At 60.8% G+C, this 15,138-nt stretch carries 14 protein-coding genes; 6 read left to right on the top strand and 8 right to left on the bottom strand.

The features are described 5' to 3' along the window. Positions 1–53: 53 nt before the first annotated feature. Positions 54–2,411, top strand: a complete 2,358-nt coding sequence (locus CLU80_RS02635) for a fimbria/pilus outer membrane usher protein (RefSeq protein WP_099756681.1) — start codon at positions 54–56, stop codon at positions 2,409–2,411. Further along, positions 2,408–3,379: a Csu type fimbrial protein gene (locus CLU80_RS02630; protein ID WP_099756680.1), complete on the top strand. Its 972-nt coding sequence runs from the start codon at positions 2,408–2,410 to the stop codon at positions 3,377–3,379. The genes CLU80_RS02635 and CLU80_RS02630 overlap by 4 nt, the downstream gene beginning before the upstream one ends. Before the next feature lie 58 nt (positions 3,380–3,437). Here CLU80_RS02630 and CLU80_RS02625 read toward each other — a convergent pair whose 3' ends face one another. Next, positions 3,438–4,193 (bottom strand): anti-sigma factor family protein, encoded by a 756-nt coding sequence (locus CLU80_RS02625; protein WP_099756679.1) that lies wholly within the window; start codon positions 4,191–4,193, stop codon positions 3,438–3,440. Then, positions 4,190–4,696 carry a sigma-70 family RNA polymerase sigma factor gene (locus tag CLU80_RS02620; RefSeq protein ID WP_007917263.1) on the bottom strand — a complete coding sequence of 169 codons (507 nt, stop codon included), beginning with the start codon at positions 4,694–4,696 and terminating at the stop codon, positions 4,190–4,192. Before CLU80_RS02620 ends, CLU80_RS02625 begins: the two co-directional genes overlap by 4 nt. 157 nt (positions 4,697–4,853) lie before the next feature. Between CLU80_RS02620 and CLU80_RS02615 the strand changes: the two genes are divergently transcribed. Both CLU80_RS02615 and CLU80_RS02610 read left to right on the top strand, forming a co-directional pair. Further along, positions 4,854–5,960 carry a catalase family peroxidase gene (locus CLU80_RS02615; protein ID WP_093434124.1) on the top strand — a complete coding sequence of 369 codons (1,107 nt, stop codon included), beginning with the start codon at positions 4,854–4,856 and terminating at the stop codon, positions 5,958–5,960. Then, positions 5,957–6,502, top strand: a complete 546-nt coding sequence (locus tag CLU80_RS02610; protein WP_099756678.1) for a cytochrome b — start codon at positions 5,957–5,959, stop codon at positions 6,500–6,502. The genes CLU80_RS02615 and CLU80_RS02610 overlap by 4 nt, the downstream gene beginning before the upstream one ends. Here the strand turns inward: CLU80_RS02610 and CLU80_RS02605 are convergent. Then, positions 6,499–7,692, bottom strand: a complete 1,194-nt coding sequence (locus tag CLU80_RS02605; RefSeq protein WP_099756677.1) for an MFS transporter — start codon at positions 7,690–7,692, stop codon at positions 6,499–6,501. The genes CLU80_RS02610 and CLU80_RS02605 overlap by 4 nt on opposite strands. 148 nt (positions 7,693–7,840) lie before the next feature. Next, a complete protein-coding gene (locus tag CLU80_RS02600; RefSeq protein ID WP_093434131.1) occupies positions 7,841–8,992 on the bottom strand; it encodes a M14 family metallopeptidase in 1,152 nt (383 codons plus the stop codon). Positions 8,993–9,088: 96 nt separating this feature from the next. Between CLU80_RS02600 and CLU80_RS02595 the strand changes: the two genes are divergently transcribed. Continuing rightward, complete coding sequence (locus CLU80_RS02595) at positions 9,089–9,253, top strand: hypothetical protein (RefSeq protein WP_156685516.1); 165 nt, start codon at positions 9,089–9,091, stop codon at positions 9,251–9,253. A 219-nt stretch (positions 9,254–9,472) separates the two neighbouring features. Here the strand turns inward: CLU80_RS02595 and CLU80_RS02590 are convergent, their stop codons facing one another. Further along, complete coding sequence (locus CLU80_RS02590; protein WP_093434137.1) at positions 9,473–9,811, bottom strand: DUF6124 family protein; 339 nt, start codon at positions 9,809–9,811, stop codon at positions 9,473–9,475. A 130-nt stretch (positions 9,812–9,941) separates the two neighbouring features. Here CLU80_RS02590 and CLU80_RS02585 point away from each other — a divergent pair, with 130 nt between their 5' ends. Next, entirely contained in the window at positions 9,942–10,601 is a 660-nt protein-coding gene (locus tag CLU80_RS02585) for a LexA family protein (protein ID WP_099756676.1), read from the top strand. A 40-nt stretch (positions 10,602–10,641) separates the two neighbouring features. On the opposite strand, the gene CLU80_RS02580 is transcribed toward CLU80_RS02585, so the two are convergent. The 3 genes from CLU80_RS02580 to CLU80_RS02570 form a co-directional block, all read right to left on the bottom strand. After that, entirely contained in the window at positions 10,642–12,591 is a 1,950-nt protein-coding gene (locus tag CLU80_RS02580; protein ID WP_099756675.1) for an acetyl/propionyl/methylcrotonyl-CoA carboxylase subunit alpha, read from the bottom strand. Then, positions 12,591–13,406 carry a gamma-carboxygeranoyl-CoA hydratase gene (locus CLU80_RS02575; protein ID WP_099756674.1) on the bottom strand — a complete coding sequence of 272 codons (816 nt, stop codon included), beginning with the start codon at positions 13,404–13,406 and terminating at the stop codon, positions 12,591–12,593. The genes CLU80_RS02580 and CLU80_RS02575 overlap by 1 nt, the downstream gene beginning before the upstream one ends. 117 nt (positions 13,407–13,523) lie before the next feature. Beyond that, positions 13,524–15,131 (bottom strand): carboxyl transferase domain-containing protein, encoded by a 1,608-nt coding sequence (locus tag CLU80_RS02570; protein ID WP_093434147.1) that lies wholly within the window; start codon positions 15,129–15,131, stop codon positions 13,524–13,526. Between the last annotated feature and the right edge of the window lie 7 nt (positions 15,132–15,138).

Below are 15,138 nucleotides of genomic sequence, written 5' to 3'. Positions count from 1 at the left end.
CGGCTAAAGCGGTATCAGGGAGGATTCAGTCCATTGACGGACGTAAAACGGGTATGAGCCCAGGACGGGTTCGTCGTATTCAGCGTCCGTTGTGGCTCATCACCGGCGCGTGTTGCCTGATGTTCGTTCAACCATCCGGGGCCGGCGATCTGCCGCCGCCACCGAGCGGCATGGAGGCCGTGAGTGATGCACAGTTGTTTCTGGAACTGGTGGTCAACCAGATGAATACCGGACGCGTGGTGGCGGTGCAGCAGCGCGACGGGCGCTTGTTCGTGCCAGTGACCGCGTTGCGCGAGACCGGCATGAAACTGCCCGACAGCCTCGGCGCCGAGGTCGATCTCGACAGTCTGGCGGGGCTGCACAGTGATTACGACAGTGTCGGTCAGCGCCTGCTGCTGGACGTGCCGCCGGACTGGCTGCCGGAACAGTTTATCGGCAATCGCCAGGCTTACCCGCGCACCCCGGCGCTGAGCAGTTTCGGCGCACTGTTCAACTACGATCTGTACCTCAACGACACCGACGATGCCGGCACTTACCTGGCGGCGTGGAACGAAGTGCGGCTGTTCGACAGCTGGGGCACATTGTCCAGCACCGGGCAATACCGGCGTACGTTGTCCGGTGATTCGCTCAACACGCTGGACAATGGCTACCTGCGTTACGACACCACCTGGCGTTACTCCGACGACGAGCGAATGCTCACCTACGAGGCCGGTGACGTGATCAGCGGTGCGTTGCCGTGGAGCAGTTCGGTGCGTCTGGGCGGCGTGCAGTTCTCGCGGGACTTTGCCGTACGCCCGGATCTGGTGACTTATCCGTTGCCGCAATTTGCCGGTGAAGCAGCAGTGCCGTCCTCGGTGGACCTGTTCATCAATGGCTACAAGTCGAGCAGCGCAGATTTGCAACCTGGGCCTTATACGCTGACCAATATTCCATTCATCAACGGCGCTGGCGAAGCGGTGGTGGTGACCACCGATGCACTGGGTCGGCAGGTGTCGACCACGGTGCCGTTCTATGTCACCAGCACGTTGTTGCAAAAAGGCTTGAGCGATTTTTCCGTGGCGGCCGGTACGTTGCGCCGCGACTACGGCTTGAAGGACTTCAGTTATGGCCCGGGTGTCACCTCCGGCAGCCTGCGTTACGGCGTCAGCGACAGTTTTACTCTGGAGAGCCACGCCGAAGCGGCCGATTCGCTGACACTGGGCGGCCTCGGCGGCAACCTGCGGCTGGGTAATTTCGGTGTACTCAATAGTGCCCTGAGTCAAAGCCGCTTCGACGGCGATGACGGTCAGCAATTGAGCCTGGGCTACCAGTACAGCAATCAGCGCTTCAGCTTTTCGTACCAACGCCTGCAACGTCACGATCAATATGCCGACCTGACCGTGGTTGACAGCCCCTACATCAGCCTGAGTCGACGCAGCGAACAGGCGACCTTAAGCCTTAACCTTGAGCGTTGGGGCAGCCTCGGCGCCGGTTATTTCGATGTTCGTGCGGCGGACGACTCGCGCACGCGGCTGCTCAACCTCAGCTGGAGCAAACCGCTGTGGCGCAACAGCAGTTTTTACCTGTCGGCCAACCGCGAAATCGGCGACAGCAACTGGGCGGTGCAGGCGCAACTGGTGATTCCGTTCGATCTGCGTGGCAGCCTGGCGATCAGCAGCGATCGCAGTAAAACCGGGCAGAGCCAGCAACGGGTCAACTACAGTCGTGCGGTGCCGACTGAGGGCGGCGTGGGTTTCAACCTCGGCTACGCCAAGGGTGATGGCGCCGATTATCGCCAGGCCGACGTCACCTGGCGGCTGCAATCGGTGCAGTTGCAGGCCGGTGTCTACGGCACTTCCGACGCCGAAACCCGTTGGGCCGACGCCAGTGGTTCGCTGGTGTGGATGGACCGTCAGGTGTTCGCCGCCAACCGCATCGACGATGCGTTTGTAGTGGTCAGCACCGATGGTTTCGCCGACATTCCGGTGCGCTACGAAAACCAGCAGGTCGGTCAGACCGACAAGAACGGTCATCTGCTGGTGCCGTGGAGCAGCGCCTATTACCGGGGCAAGTATGAAATCGACCCACTGAATCTGCCGGCCAATGTGCGCAGTCCCAATGTCGAACAACGCATCGCTGTAAGGCGCGGTAGCGGATATCTGCTGGAGTTTCCGCTGGCCCGGGTGATTGCTGCGAGCATCGTGCTGGTCGATGCGCAACAGCGCGAACTGCCGCTGGGCGCGGGTGTGTTGCATGAGCAGAGCGGTACGCGGACGGTGGTCGGTTGGGATGGGCTGGTGTATCTGGAAAACCTGCAGGCGCAGAACTCGCTGCAGGTCACGCTGGCCGACGGCAAGACCTGTCAGGCGCAGTTCAGCGTCGATATGAATCAGGACCAGGTGCCGCTGATTGGCCCGTTGGTGTGTCAATGATCGGCGCACGCTTGCTTCTGTTGCTGGCGCTGATGCTGCCGGGGGCGGCGCAGGCTGCGTGCTCGGTGGTCAGCACCACGCCGGCAGCATTCGGTACGCTCAGTTCGATCGCCGTGCGCACGACGTCGCAGCCCAGCTCCACGCTGAATGCAGGTTTGAGCTGTACCGGTTCGCTGCTGTCCCTGCTGACCAGCAACGACCACTTCTGGGGCACCGTTTCTTCGACTCAAAGTGGTCTGGTCGGGCCGACCGGCGATGTCATCAGTTACACGGTCTACGCCAACAACAGCACCAGCTACCCGCTGACGCGTGGCACGGCCTACGACTTTGCGCGCAACGGCATCATCGATGCCTTGGGCCTGCTCAACGGTACAACGCCGAAAACCGTGCCGCTGTATCTCGGCACAACCATTGGCAGCAACGTCGCCGCCGGGGTGTACACCGAGACCCTGAGCATTTTCTGGAATTGGAATTACTGCTCGGGGATTGGTATCGGTTCTGTCTGTCTTGGGCGCGACATCGCCAGTGGCACGACCTCGTTGACGGTGAACATGACGGTGTCCAACGACTGCACGATTACTGCGCCGAACATTGCGTTCGGCAGCGCTCCGGTGATCAGCGCGTTCACCCCGGTGACCGGGCAAACCATCAATCTGGCCTGCACCAAGGGCAGTGCCTATACCGTGGGGCTGAGCGACGGGCAGAACGCGGTGAGTGTCGGCGGCCGGCGACGGATGATTTCCGGGAGCAATTATCTGGCCTACGACATTTTCAAAAGTGCCGGCACCACGCGCTGGGGCAGCGTCGGCGCGGCGCGGCGGGCGAGTAGCGATGCCGAGGTCAATCCGGGAAACGGCTTGGGCACGGGCAGCCAGATTTTCAACTACAACGCAAAGATCTACACCGACCAGACCACGCCGCCTGCGGGTACTTATCTGGACAATGTGGTGCTCGACGTAGGTTTCTGAGCCTGACGCTGATCCCTCGTGGGAGCAAGCTCGCTCCCACAGGGGAAAGGTGGTGTTCTCAGAATGGCAGTGATTGCTTGAGCTGTTGCGCCGCCGGTGTATCGACCGGGCTGACCATCGCGTAGTTATAGCCACCACCTGACCAGTACTGGGCCTGCAAATCTCCGTCACTGCGCGTGCCACGCGGCAAAAAGGTGTTCTTCGGCCCCGGCGGGCGCACGTAGAAACTCACTTTGTGGCCGCTGCCATCCTCGTACACCACCATCGCCGCCGGACCTTCATCAGTGCTGAGCAAGCGTCCGCTGACCGGTTCAAACCCGGCCGCCTTCAGGTCGGGCAAGCGACTGGCCCGGGTGAAATAGCGGTCGAGCCAGCGCTGCATGTCGCCGGCACTCTCGACCTGGTAATCGGCCGGCAACATGCCTTGCTGGGCAATCAGGCGATAGGCTTGCAGGGCGTCGGTCATTGGCAACATGGCCGGGCGCACAAGGGTCATTTCCCGGGCCTGCCAGCCACTGAAACCGCCGAGGCTGACCGCGATCAGCAACACCGCAGCACTGGCCAGATGACGACGCGACTGGCGCTGACGGCGCTGGCGAATCATCGCTGGGTCAAGCGCTGGGTTGGCCGGTTGCTGCAACGCGCCGCTGAGTGCCGCGCGTAATTGCTGGGCATCCTGTTGCCAGGCGCGAACCTGCGCCGCTTCGTCCGGGTGACTGGCCAGCCAGGTGTCCAGCACACGCCGGTCGGCGTCGCTGAGCTGGTGGTCGACATAGGCGTGCAGATCACGCTCGGTGGGAGGCAGGCTGATCATTTGAGTATCCGCAAAGAAGGGCTGCTGATTTCGCCGTCGCTGAGTTGGCGCAAGGCCTGGCGGGCGCGGGACAGGCGCGACATCACGGTGCCGATCGGGGCGCCGAGAATCTCGGCGACCTCTTTATAGGAAAGGCCTTCCACTGAAACCATGAGCAACAGCGCGCGCTGTTCGCTGGGCAGTCGGTCGAAGGCTTGCAGGGTTGACTGAGCGATAACGGTGCGCTCCACCGAGGGTTCGGCATCGTCGCGACCGGTGAAGAATTCGAGCATTCGCGCATAACGCCGCGAGCGCCGGTGGGCGTCGAGAAACTGCCGATAGAGGATCGCGAACAGCCAGGCACGCAAGTCGCCGTCGGCGCGTTTGTCGCCCCAACTCGACAGGGCACGCTCCAGACAGGCCTGCACCAGATCGTCAGCACTGCTGCTGTTGCGCGTCAACGACACGGCAAAGCGGCGCAATCTGGGAATGATTTCTCTCAACTGTTCGTCGAATTCGCTCATGAAATTCTGCTAGTCACTACGCTGTGGACTAGGGAGACGCCCGCCGTTGGAGGTTATTCCACGTTCGGAAAAATAAATACCGTTGTGTGGAATAAACCCGGATGAGGCGCGTCTTGCTGATTCTTCCTACTTGTGGCCATTGGCCCTGGAGTCCTTCATGGTTGATCGCACCTCACCCAACGCTTCACCGCCCGGCGGGCCGCAGCGCCCGCCACTGAGTGTCGCGAGCCTGATATTGCGTCTGGGCGGCATTGCCGTGGTAGTCGCTGCGGTGGCCGGGGCGTTTGCCTACGTTCACGGTAACTTCGACCCACAACGCCTGACGCCAAAGGCGCTGGTCGATGTGCTGGAGAAGAACAATGGCGTGCATCCCGGGTTTCGTCGTAATCACGCCAAAGGCGTGTGCGTGATCGGGCATTTCGAAAGCAGTGGTGAGGCACGGGCATTCTCCACTGCGCAGGTGTTCAACGAGCCACAGACTCCAGTGGTCGGGCGCTTTGCGCTGCCGGCGGGCAATCCCTATGCACCGGACAGCAGCGTGCCGATTCGCAGTCTGGCGTTGCGGTTCACCCAGGCTAACGGGCAGCAATGGCGCACCGGGATGAACAGCATGCCGGTGTTCCCGGTCGGTACGCCTGAGGCGTTTTATCAATTGCAACAGGCGCAATCGCCAGATCCGGCCACCGGTAAACCTGATCCGGCGAAGGTTCCGGCGTTCTTCGCCGCGCACCCGGAAACCGTGCCGTTTTTGACCTGGGTGAAGACAGCCAAACCGTCGGCCAGTTATGCCACCGAAACCTATAACAGCGTCAACGCGTTTTATCTGGTCGACGCCAGCGGTAAAAAACAGGCCGTGCGCTGGAGCATGACACCGTTGGCGCGCGATGCTGCGGGCGCCAGTGCGCCTGAGGGCGGTGATTTTCTCGAGAAAGATCTGGTGCAACGGTTGTCGTCTGCACCGCTGCGTTTTCAGTTGAATATCACTCTGGCCAATCCCGAGGATCCGGTGAACGACGCCAGCAAGACCTGGCCCGAGGGGCGCAAAGTGTTGAACGCCGGTACGCTGGTGCTGGAAAAGACCCAGCCGCAATTGAGCGGCGAATGCCGGGACATCAACTATGACCCGCTGGTGCTGCCGGCCGGGATTCAAGGTTCCGACGACCCGTTGCTCGCGGCGCGTTCCGCCGGTTACGCCAATTCCTACTTGCGTCGCACCAGCGAAGTCAGTCAGTTGCCCGCCGCCAAACAGGAGGCTCGTCCATGAGCACTCAACCGACGCATTTCGCCCTGTTGGCGCGCCTGCTGCACTGGCTGATGGCGCTGATGATCATCGCCATGCTGTTTATCGGCGCCGGCATGGTCACCTCGGTGTCCGAGCGGCATGAATGGTTGATCCATCTGCACAAACCGCTGGGCATCGCGATTCTGGCGCTGGTGATCGTGCGTTTGCTGGTGCGGCTCACCACGCGCCAGCCACCGTTGCCCGCCGATCTGCCGGGCTGGCAAGTACTGGCGGCCAAGGCGTCCCATCTGCTGCTTTACGCGTTGATGCTGGTGTTGCCGTTGCTCGGTTGGGCGATGATCAGCGCTTCTGGTGAACCGGTGATGCTCAGCACAACGTTGCAGTTGCCAGCGATCGTTCCGGCCGATGCGCAGTTGTTCGCGTTTCTGCGCGAGGCTCACGGGTATCTGGCCTATCTGCTGTTCCTGACGGTGCTGCTGCACCTGGCGGCGGCGTTGTTTCATGGCTGGGTCCGCCGCGACGAGGTGCTCGACAGCATGTTGCGTGGTCGCGATCGCAGCTAACCCGTTTGCGTGGCGCATCGTAGCGATGCGCCGCGTTTCAGGGTCAGCCACCAGTACGCCAGCGCCACGGCGTTGATGCTGGCGCCGAGCAGGCACACGCCGATCCAGCCGGCCCACGCGTACATCGCGGTCGAGCCGATGGAACCGAGCGCGCTGCCGATCGAGTAGAACAGCATGTAACCGGCGGTGAGACGGCTTTGCGCTTCGGGGCGCACGCTGTAGATCATGCTCTGGCTGGTGACGTGCACGGCTTGCAGACCCAGATCCAGGGTGATTACGCCGAGCAGCAATGCCCACAGCGAGGATTGAGTCAGGGCGATCGGCAACCATGAGGCGAGCATCAGCAACAGCGACAGACCGCTGACCCATTGCCCCAGACCACGATCAGCCAGATGCCCGGCCCGTGCGGCTGCCAGTGCACCGGCAGCACCGGCCAGTCCGAACAGACCGATTTCACTGTGCGACAGGGACAGTGGCGGCGCGGCCAGTGGCAGCACCATCGGCGTCCACAGCACCATCGCACTGGCAAAAGTCAGCAATGCGAGGATCGCGCGTTGGCGCAGTACCGGTTCTTCTTTGAACAGGCTGAATACTGAGGCGATCAGGGCGGCGTAAGTCGTAATCGGTTGCGGGACCTCATCCTTCGGCAGAACACGCAACAGCAGCAACGCCATCAACAGTGTCAGCCCGGCTGACAGCAAGTAAATCGCTCGCCACCCAGCCAAATCGGCCATACCGCCGGCAACCGTGCGTGCCAGCAAGATGCCGACGACGATGCCGCTGGTGACCACCCCGACCACGCGCCCGCGTTGGGCCGGGATTGCCAGCGTCGCGGCATAAGCTACCAAGACCTGCGTCACTACCGCGAGCAGCCCTGTCAAGGTCATGCCAAGCAGTAGCCACGCACTGTTGGGCGCCAGCGCGATCATCAACAGCGCCGCTGCCGACAGCAGGGTTTGAGTAACGATTAATCGGCGTCGATTGAGCAGATCACCGAGAGGGACCAGTAGCACCAGTCCGATGCCGTAGCCGATTTGCGTCAGGGTGATGACAATGCCGATGGTCGCCGGCGACATCGCAAACGCCTCGGCCATCGCGTCCAGCAATGGCTGGGCGTAATACACATTGCCCACGGCCAGACCGCAGGCTACAGAGAAAAGCAAAACGGCACTGCTCTTTAGAGGTTTCATTTCCCGCATCCTTTTAGGTTTCAAAATAAAACCTTTGGTACCGTATTGATTCGGGTTTTATTTTGCAACCTGTTTGCGCGAGATGGCGAATGGCGGAAAGCAAAAGATCGCAGACAAGCTGCGATCTTTTACAGAACGGAGGAGGGGATCAGCGCAGGGTATCAACCATGTCAGCGATGGTGGTCAGCACGTCTTTGCCCAGCTGTTTAGAGCGTTTGCCCGACCAGCCGGTGACGTTGTCGGGATGGTCGTCGTGATCCTTGAACGGCATTTCCAGGGTCAGCGACAGGCAGTCGTATTTCTGGCCGACGCTGTTGCACGCCAGGGTCATGTTGGCCTGACCCGGTTCGTCGCGGGTGTAGCCGTACTTGGTCTGGAAATCTTTGGTGGTATGTTTCAGGTGATTGCGGAAATGCTCTTCGAGCTTCTCGATACGCGGCGTGTAGCCCGGATTGCCTTCGCAGCCGGCGGTGAATACGTGAGGAATGGTTTCATCGCCATGGGCGTCCAGGAACAGATCGACGCCGTACTTTTCCATTTGCTGCTGGACGAAGAGCACCTCGGGACTGATCTCCTGGTTGGCGTTCTGCCAGGCCCGGTTCAAATCCTGGCCCATGGCGTTGGTGCGCAGATGGCCATGGAACGCGCCGTCCGGATTCATATTCGGCACCAGGTACAGATCGGCACTGGCGAGCAGCTTGTTCAGCACCGGATCATCGTGCCTTTCCAGGCGCTCGATCACGCCTTCCATGAACCATTCGGCCATGTGCTCGCCGGGATGTTGCTGAGCGATGATCCAGATCTTGCGCTGGCCTTCAGCGCCAGTGCCTTTGCGCAGCAATTGAATGTCGCGACCTTCGACACTTTTACCGGTCGCCAGTAATTCGGTGCCGGCCTTGCTCAGCGCCTGCTCGATCAGCCAGTCGTGACGGCCACGGCTATAGGGTTCGAAGTAGGCGAACCAGGCATGGGTCTGCGTGGCCTCGAGGCAAAAGCGCAGGCAGTCGCCCTCGTAAATAGTTGGCACGCGGAACCAGTTGACGTGATCGTAGGACGCTACGGCCTGATAACCGGGCCAGCCCTTGCTGTACGTGGATTGGCTGGCATTGTTCAGGCGGAACCAGTGTTCCTGGCCGACATGCAGGCCGCTGGCCTTGAAGTGAAACCACTGGAAATGCGCGCTGCGAGTATCTGGACGAATGGCCAGAACCGGATTGAGTGGATTGCTGATGTCGATGACTTGGATGTTGCCGCTGTCGAAGTTGGCGCTGATGTCGAACGAAGATTTGGCCACGGTCATAATCGATTCCTGAATATGATTTTTATGGCCGTTACTGTACACGCAGGCAGGGCTGAAACCGAGGGGAATTGCGGTGTGTGGCGGGGGGCGTCCTCCATGACGCGCAAGCAGCTTAGAGACTGTGCGATTGATTCTCAAGTGCTAATTGGCATTAGTTTGCCCCAATGCGGCCGGGCTTCGCTTGCCAACCAATATTCTTTTGATATTATCCGCGCCATCGAATTTGCAGCACCTAAAGACTTCATTAGCCTGAAGCCATAAGCCTGAAAAACGGGCAAAAAAAAGACCCGGCAAAAAGCCGGGTCAAAAACCGTGATTAGCCTGATGAGGAGATAGTCCAGAAGACCGACCTAAGGTCTCTGGTCCATCGACTGATCTCGCGACCAGCTGCTTGCAATAATAATCATTATCATTTGCAAGTCAAATGTTTTTACCTGCTCGATTGGAAAATTCTTTCCCGTCCGCCCGCATTTCCGTTTCTCAGGCTTCATCGCCATCGAGTGAATGGTCGACCATCGCCCGCGCCATATCCACCATATGCACCACTGAAAATGCCAGATCGCGACTCGCGCCTTGCAGATTTTCGGCTGCCTTGAACGCCGTGGCTGCCGCGCAGCGCAACAGGTCCGAGGCGTGCACCAGGGCTTCCTCGCCACTGAGATGGCGCCTGACATCGAAAAAGCGCTCGTCGACCTCAGGTTCTGACACAGCTGGTTTCAAGTAATAGTCCAGCGCTCGTTGCGCCGCCGCATTGCCTTGGGGCGAGGTGAAGGTGGTGTCCATTTGCAGATCGGGCAAGTCTTTGCTGCTGATATTCATGATGAGGGGGCACTCCTTGGTCGATTGAAAATCCGTGCCTTCAGAATAGTACTCTGTGTAGTTGTGACGAGAATTTAAATACTACAATATGTGTTTTGCTGGCCGAAGGCGTCCACGTAAGGTGCTGCACATGGATAAATGGATTGAGTTGGTCAAGGCCAAGATGAGTGAACTCAAAATCACTCAAACAGAGCTCGGAGAGCGCGTCGGCATGTCCCAGGGCGGGATCGGCCATTGGCTGAACAAGCGTCGCGAACCCGGTATCACTGAAATGAACCGGGTGCTGCAAGCGCTGGGCATGGATTTCCTCGAAGTGGTGCTGGTGATCCGTGAACCGCAACCCACGTCCGAGGACGAGATGCCGCTGGCGCAGAAGTACAACCCGTACTTCCGTTACCCGGTCAGCGATTGGCAGACGACGTGCGAAGTGCGTGAAAGCGATCCGGCGTCCTACGACAAGGTAGCAGGCAAGCAGCGCTTCGAATTGACGGATTACCACGCGCGAGGCCCGGCGTTCTGGTTGACGGTGACGGGAGATTCAATGACCGCACCCAGTGGCCAGAGCATTGCCGAAGGCATGCTGATTCTGGTCGACCCGGCCGCCGAAGCGCTGCCCGGTAAACTGGTGATCGCCCAGTGGCCCGACAGTACGGAGGCGATTTTTCGCAAACTCGACGAAGAGGGCGGCCAGCGTTACCTGGTGCCGCTCAATCCGACATGGCCGAAAGCCCTGCTGACCGATGAGTGTCGAATCATCGGTGTTGTGGTGCAGGCAACGGCGCGTTACTAGTCAGATCGATCCTCGCCAGGCGCAGGATCGATCCTCCCGTTCATACTTCTTCCAGCTCAACCAAAGCGCTGCCTTCGCCAACCATTTCACCTTCCTGGCAATACAGCGCTTTGATCACCCCGGCATGCGGCGCGCGGATGCTGTGTTCCATCTTCATCGCTTCCAGCACCACCAGTTGCGCACCGGCCTCAACCGATTGCCCGGCCTCCACCAACACGCGGACGATGCTGCCGTTCATCGGCGCGGTCAGGCCACCCTGATGGCTGTGGCTGGCTTCGACGGCGCTGATCGGATCGTATGTTTCGATACGGCGCAACTCACCTTCCCATTGCAGGTACAGCGCATCGCCCTGGCGAATCGCACGCAACGTACGACGAACGCCTTCGTGCTCGACGATAAGTGCTTCGCCGGACAGTCTGGCGTGGTCGGCAGCATTCAGCGTCAAGGCGCGATCCTGCCCCTCGCAACTCAAATGCAGGGTGATTTCCGGCGGCAGCCCAGCACGCAAACCGCTATTGAGTGACCAAGGCGAAGCAGGGTCATCTTGGCGTGCGAGTTGTGGCAGGCTCTGCGCCACCGCTTGAGCCGCCGCCGCCCAGAACGCATCGCTCAGCGTGCCCGGTGCAGGCAGCAATTGCTCCTGGTAACGCGGAATAAACCCGGTATCCAGTTCCGCCGCCGCGAACGCCGGGTGCGCAATGATCCGCCGCAAGAAGTTGATGTTGGTTTTCAAACCGCCAATCGCAAACTCGTCGAGCATGCTCAACAAGCGCAATCGAGCCTGTTCACGATCCTCGCCCCAGGCAATCAGCTTGCCGAGCATCGGGTCGTAGAACGGCGAAATTTCATCGCCTTCTTCAACCCCGCTGTCCACCCGGCGCCCTGGCCCTTCGGCCGATTCGCGATACAACGCCAGACGTCCGGTCGCCGGCAGGAAGTCATTCGCAGGATCCTCGGCGTACAAGCGCACTTCAATCGCATGGCCATTCAACGGCACTTGTTCCTGAGTGATCGGCAGTGCTTCACCACGAGCGACGCGGATCTGCCAGGCGACCAGATCCAGGCCAGTGATGGCTTCTGTCACCGGGTGCTCGACCTGCAACCGCGTGTTCATCTCCATAAAGAAGAATTCACCGCGCGCATCCAGCAGGAACTCCACCGTACCGGCGCCGACGTAACCGATCGCCTGTGCCGAACGCACCGCTGCTTCACCCATCGCCCGCCGCAGTTGCGTGGACAGATCGGGTGCCGGCGCTTCTTCGACGACTTTCTGATGGCGCCGTTGAATCGAGCAATCCCGTTCATTGAGGTACAGGCAGTTGCCATGCTGATCGGCGAACACCTGGATTTCCACGTGACGTGGCTTGAGCAGGTATTTCTCCACCAGCATGCGCGAATCGCCGAACGACGACTGCGCTTCACGCTGAGCCGAGGCGAGGGCTTCGGCCAACTGGCTGACGTCCTCGACCACTTTCATGCCTTTGCCACCACCGCCGGCCGTGGCTTTGAGCAGCACTGGATAACCGATGCGTTCGCAGGCATCGCGGAAGGTGTCGAGATCCTGCGCTTCGCCGTGATAACCCGGCACCAGTGGCACACCGGCGGTTTCCATCAGTGCTTTGGCGGCGGACTTGCTGCCCATGGCATCGATGGCCGAGGCGGGCGGGCCGAGGAAAATCAGCCCGGCCGCTTCGATGGCACGAGCGAACCCGGCGTTTTCCGAGAGAAACCCGTAACCCGGATGAATCGCCTGCGCGCCACTGGCCTTGGCCGCTGCGATCAGCTTGTCGATCTGCAGATAACTGTCGGCGGCTTTGCTGCCGCCCAGGTCCACGCGAATATCCGCTTCCCGGCTGTGCCGCGCCTCACGGTCGGTGGCGCTGTGCACGGCAACCGTGGTCAGGCCCAAGGCTTTGGCGGTGCGCATCACGCGGCAGGCGATTTCGCCACGGTTGGCCACCAGCAGGGTGGTGAGAACAGGTACGCTCATCAACGCGGCTCCTTGGTGGTGGTTGCGGCTTGCCAGCTCGGCGGACGTTTTTGCAGAAAGGCGCGCAAGCCTTCCTGACCTTCAGGGCTGACGCGGATACGGGCGATGGCATTTTCGGTGTAGCGGCGCAGCGCCGGGGTCAGCGCGCCGTTACCGACTTCACGCAGCAAGTCCTTGCTGGCACGCATGGCGGCGGGGCTGTTGAGCAGTAAATTGTTGATCCACTGTTCGACTTGCTGATCAAGTTCTGCCGCCGGATAGCTCTCGGACAACAAACCGATTTCGCGCGCACGTTGTCCGCCGAAACGCTCGGCGGTCAGCGCATATCGACGCGCAGCGCGTTCGCCGATGGCCTGCACCACGAACGGACTGATCACCGCCGGCGCCAGACCGATGCGCACTTCCGACAAGCAGAACTGCGCGTCATCGGCGCCAATCGCCATGTCACAGCAACTGATCAGCCCCAGCGCGCCACCGAACGCCGCGCCTTGCACCACGGCCACTGTGGGGATCTTCAGCTTGGCGAGGTTGTACATCAGCTCTGCCAGTTCACGTGCGTCGTCGAGGTTGGTGTGGTAATCGAGTTCGGCCGATTGCTGCATCCACGCCAGATCAGCGCCGGCACTGAAGTGCTTGCCACGACCACGCACCAGCAGGAAGCGCAGGCTGGCGTCGCTGGCGACTTTGTCCAGCGCGAGGATCAGTTCGCGGATCATCTCGGCGTTGAAGGCGTTGTTCTTTTCCGCGCGGTTGAGCCACAGCGTCGCGAAGCCGCGTGGGTCGCTCTGCAGTTCGAGGGTGTTGAAATCACTCATATTCATCCGTCTCCACGGTTCTTGTGGGAGCGAGCCTGCTCGCGAAAGCGTTGTATCAGTCGACCTATCCGCTAGCTGACAAACCGTATTCGCGAGCAGGCTCGCTCCCACAAAAAATCACATCCGGAACACGCCGAAGCGGCTCGGTTCGATTGGCGCGTTCAGCGACGCGGACAAGGCCAGGGCCAGCACATCGCGGGTCTGCGCCGGGTCGATGACGCCGTCGTCCCATAGCCGTGCGCTGGAATAGTAGGGGTGACCTTGCTCTTCATACTGGTCGAGGATCGGTTGCTTGATCTCGGCTTCCTGCTCGGCACTGAAGGCCTGGCCACTGCGTTCAGCCTGTTCGCGTTTGACCTGCACCAACACGCCCGCCGCCTGCTCGGCGCCCATCACGCCGATCCGCGCGTTTGGCCACATCCACAGGAAACGCGGGTCATAAGCGCGGCCGCACATGCCGTAGTTACCGGCGCCGAAGCTGCCGCCGATGATCACGGTGAATTTCGGCACCTTGGCGCAAGCCACCGCTGTTACCAGTTTCGCGCCGTGTTTGGCGATGCCGCCGGCCTCGTATTTCTGACCGACCATGAAGCCGGTGATGTTCTGCAAAAACAGCAACGGAATACCGCGCTGGCAGGCCAGTTCGATAAAGTGCGCACCTTTCTGCGCGGCTTCGGCGAAGAGGATGCCGTTGTTCGCCAGAATCGCGATCGGGTAGCCGTGCAGATGCGCAAAGCCACACACCAGCGTGGTGCCGAACAAAGCCTTGAATTCATCGAACACCGAACCGTCGACCAGTCGCGCAATCACTTCGCGCACGTCGAACGGCTGCTTGGCGTCGGCCGAAACTACGCCGTACAACTCGTCGCTGGCGTACAGCGGCGCAATCGGCGCGCGTTGCTGCACGTCACCGAGCTTGCGCCAGTTGAGGTTGGCAACGCTGCGGCGGGCGAGGGCGAGGGCGTGTTCGTCGCTCTCTGCGTAATGGTCGGCGACCCCGGAAATCTTGCAGTGCACATCGGCGCCGCCCAGATCTTCGGCGCTGACCACTTCACCGGTCGCGGCCTTCACCAGCGGCGGCCCGGCGAGGAAAATCGTCGCCTGATTGCGCACCATGATCGCTTCGTCCGCCATTGCCGGTACATACGCGCCGCCGGCAGTGCACGAGCCCATGACCACGGCGATCTGCGGAATGCCCATCGCGCTCATGTTGGCCTGGTTGAAGAAGATCCGCCCGAAGTGCTCACGATCCGGAAACACTTCGTCCTGACGCGGCAGGTTGGCGCCGCCCGAATCGACCAGATAGATACACGGCAGACGATTCTGTTGCGCGATGGTTTGTGCACGTAGATGTTTTTTCACGGTCAGCGGGTAGTACGAACCGCCCTTAACCGTCGCGTCGTTGGCGACGATCATGCATTCGACGCCTTCAACCCGGCCGATCCCGGCAATCACACCAGCGGCCGGAACGTCTTCGCCATACACGGCGTGGGCGGCCAGTTGGCTGATTTCCAGAAATGGCGAACCTGGATCAAGCAAGCGGTTGATGCGTTCACGAGGCAACAGTTTGCCGCGTGAGGTGTGGCGTTCCTGGGCTTTCGCGCCGCCGCCCTGCGCCACTTGGGCGAGCAGGGTGTGCAGGGCGTCGACCTGTTTGAGCATCGCCGCGCTGTTGGCGGCGAACTCCGCTGAACGAGGGTTGAGCTGAGTGTGCAGGGTAGCCATGGCCAGC

It is taken from the genome of Pseudomonas sp. 29 (genome assembly GCF_002754355.1).
Taxonomy (GTDB): domain Bacteria; phylum Pseudomonadota; class Gammaproteobacteria; order Pseudomonadales; family Pseudomonadaceae; genus Aquipseudomonas; species Aquipseudomonas neuropathica.
This window is presented reverse-complemented; position numbering and strand designations above follow the sequence as displayed.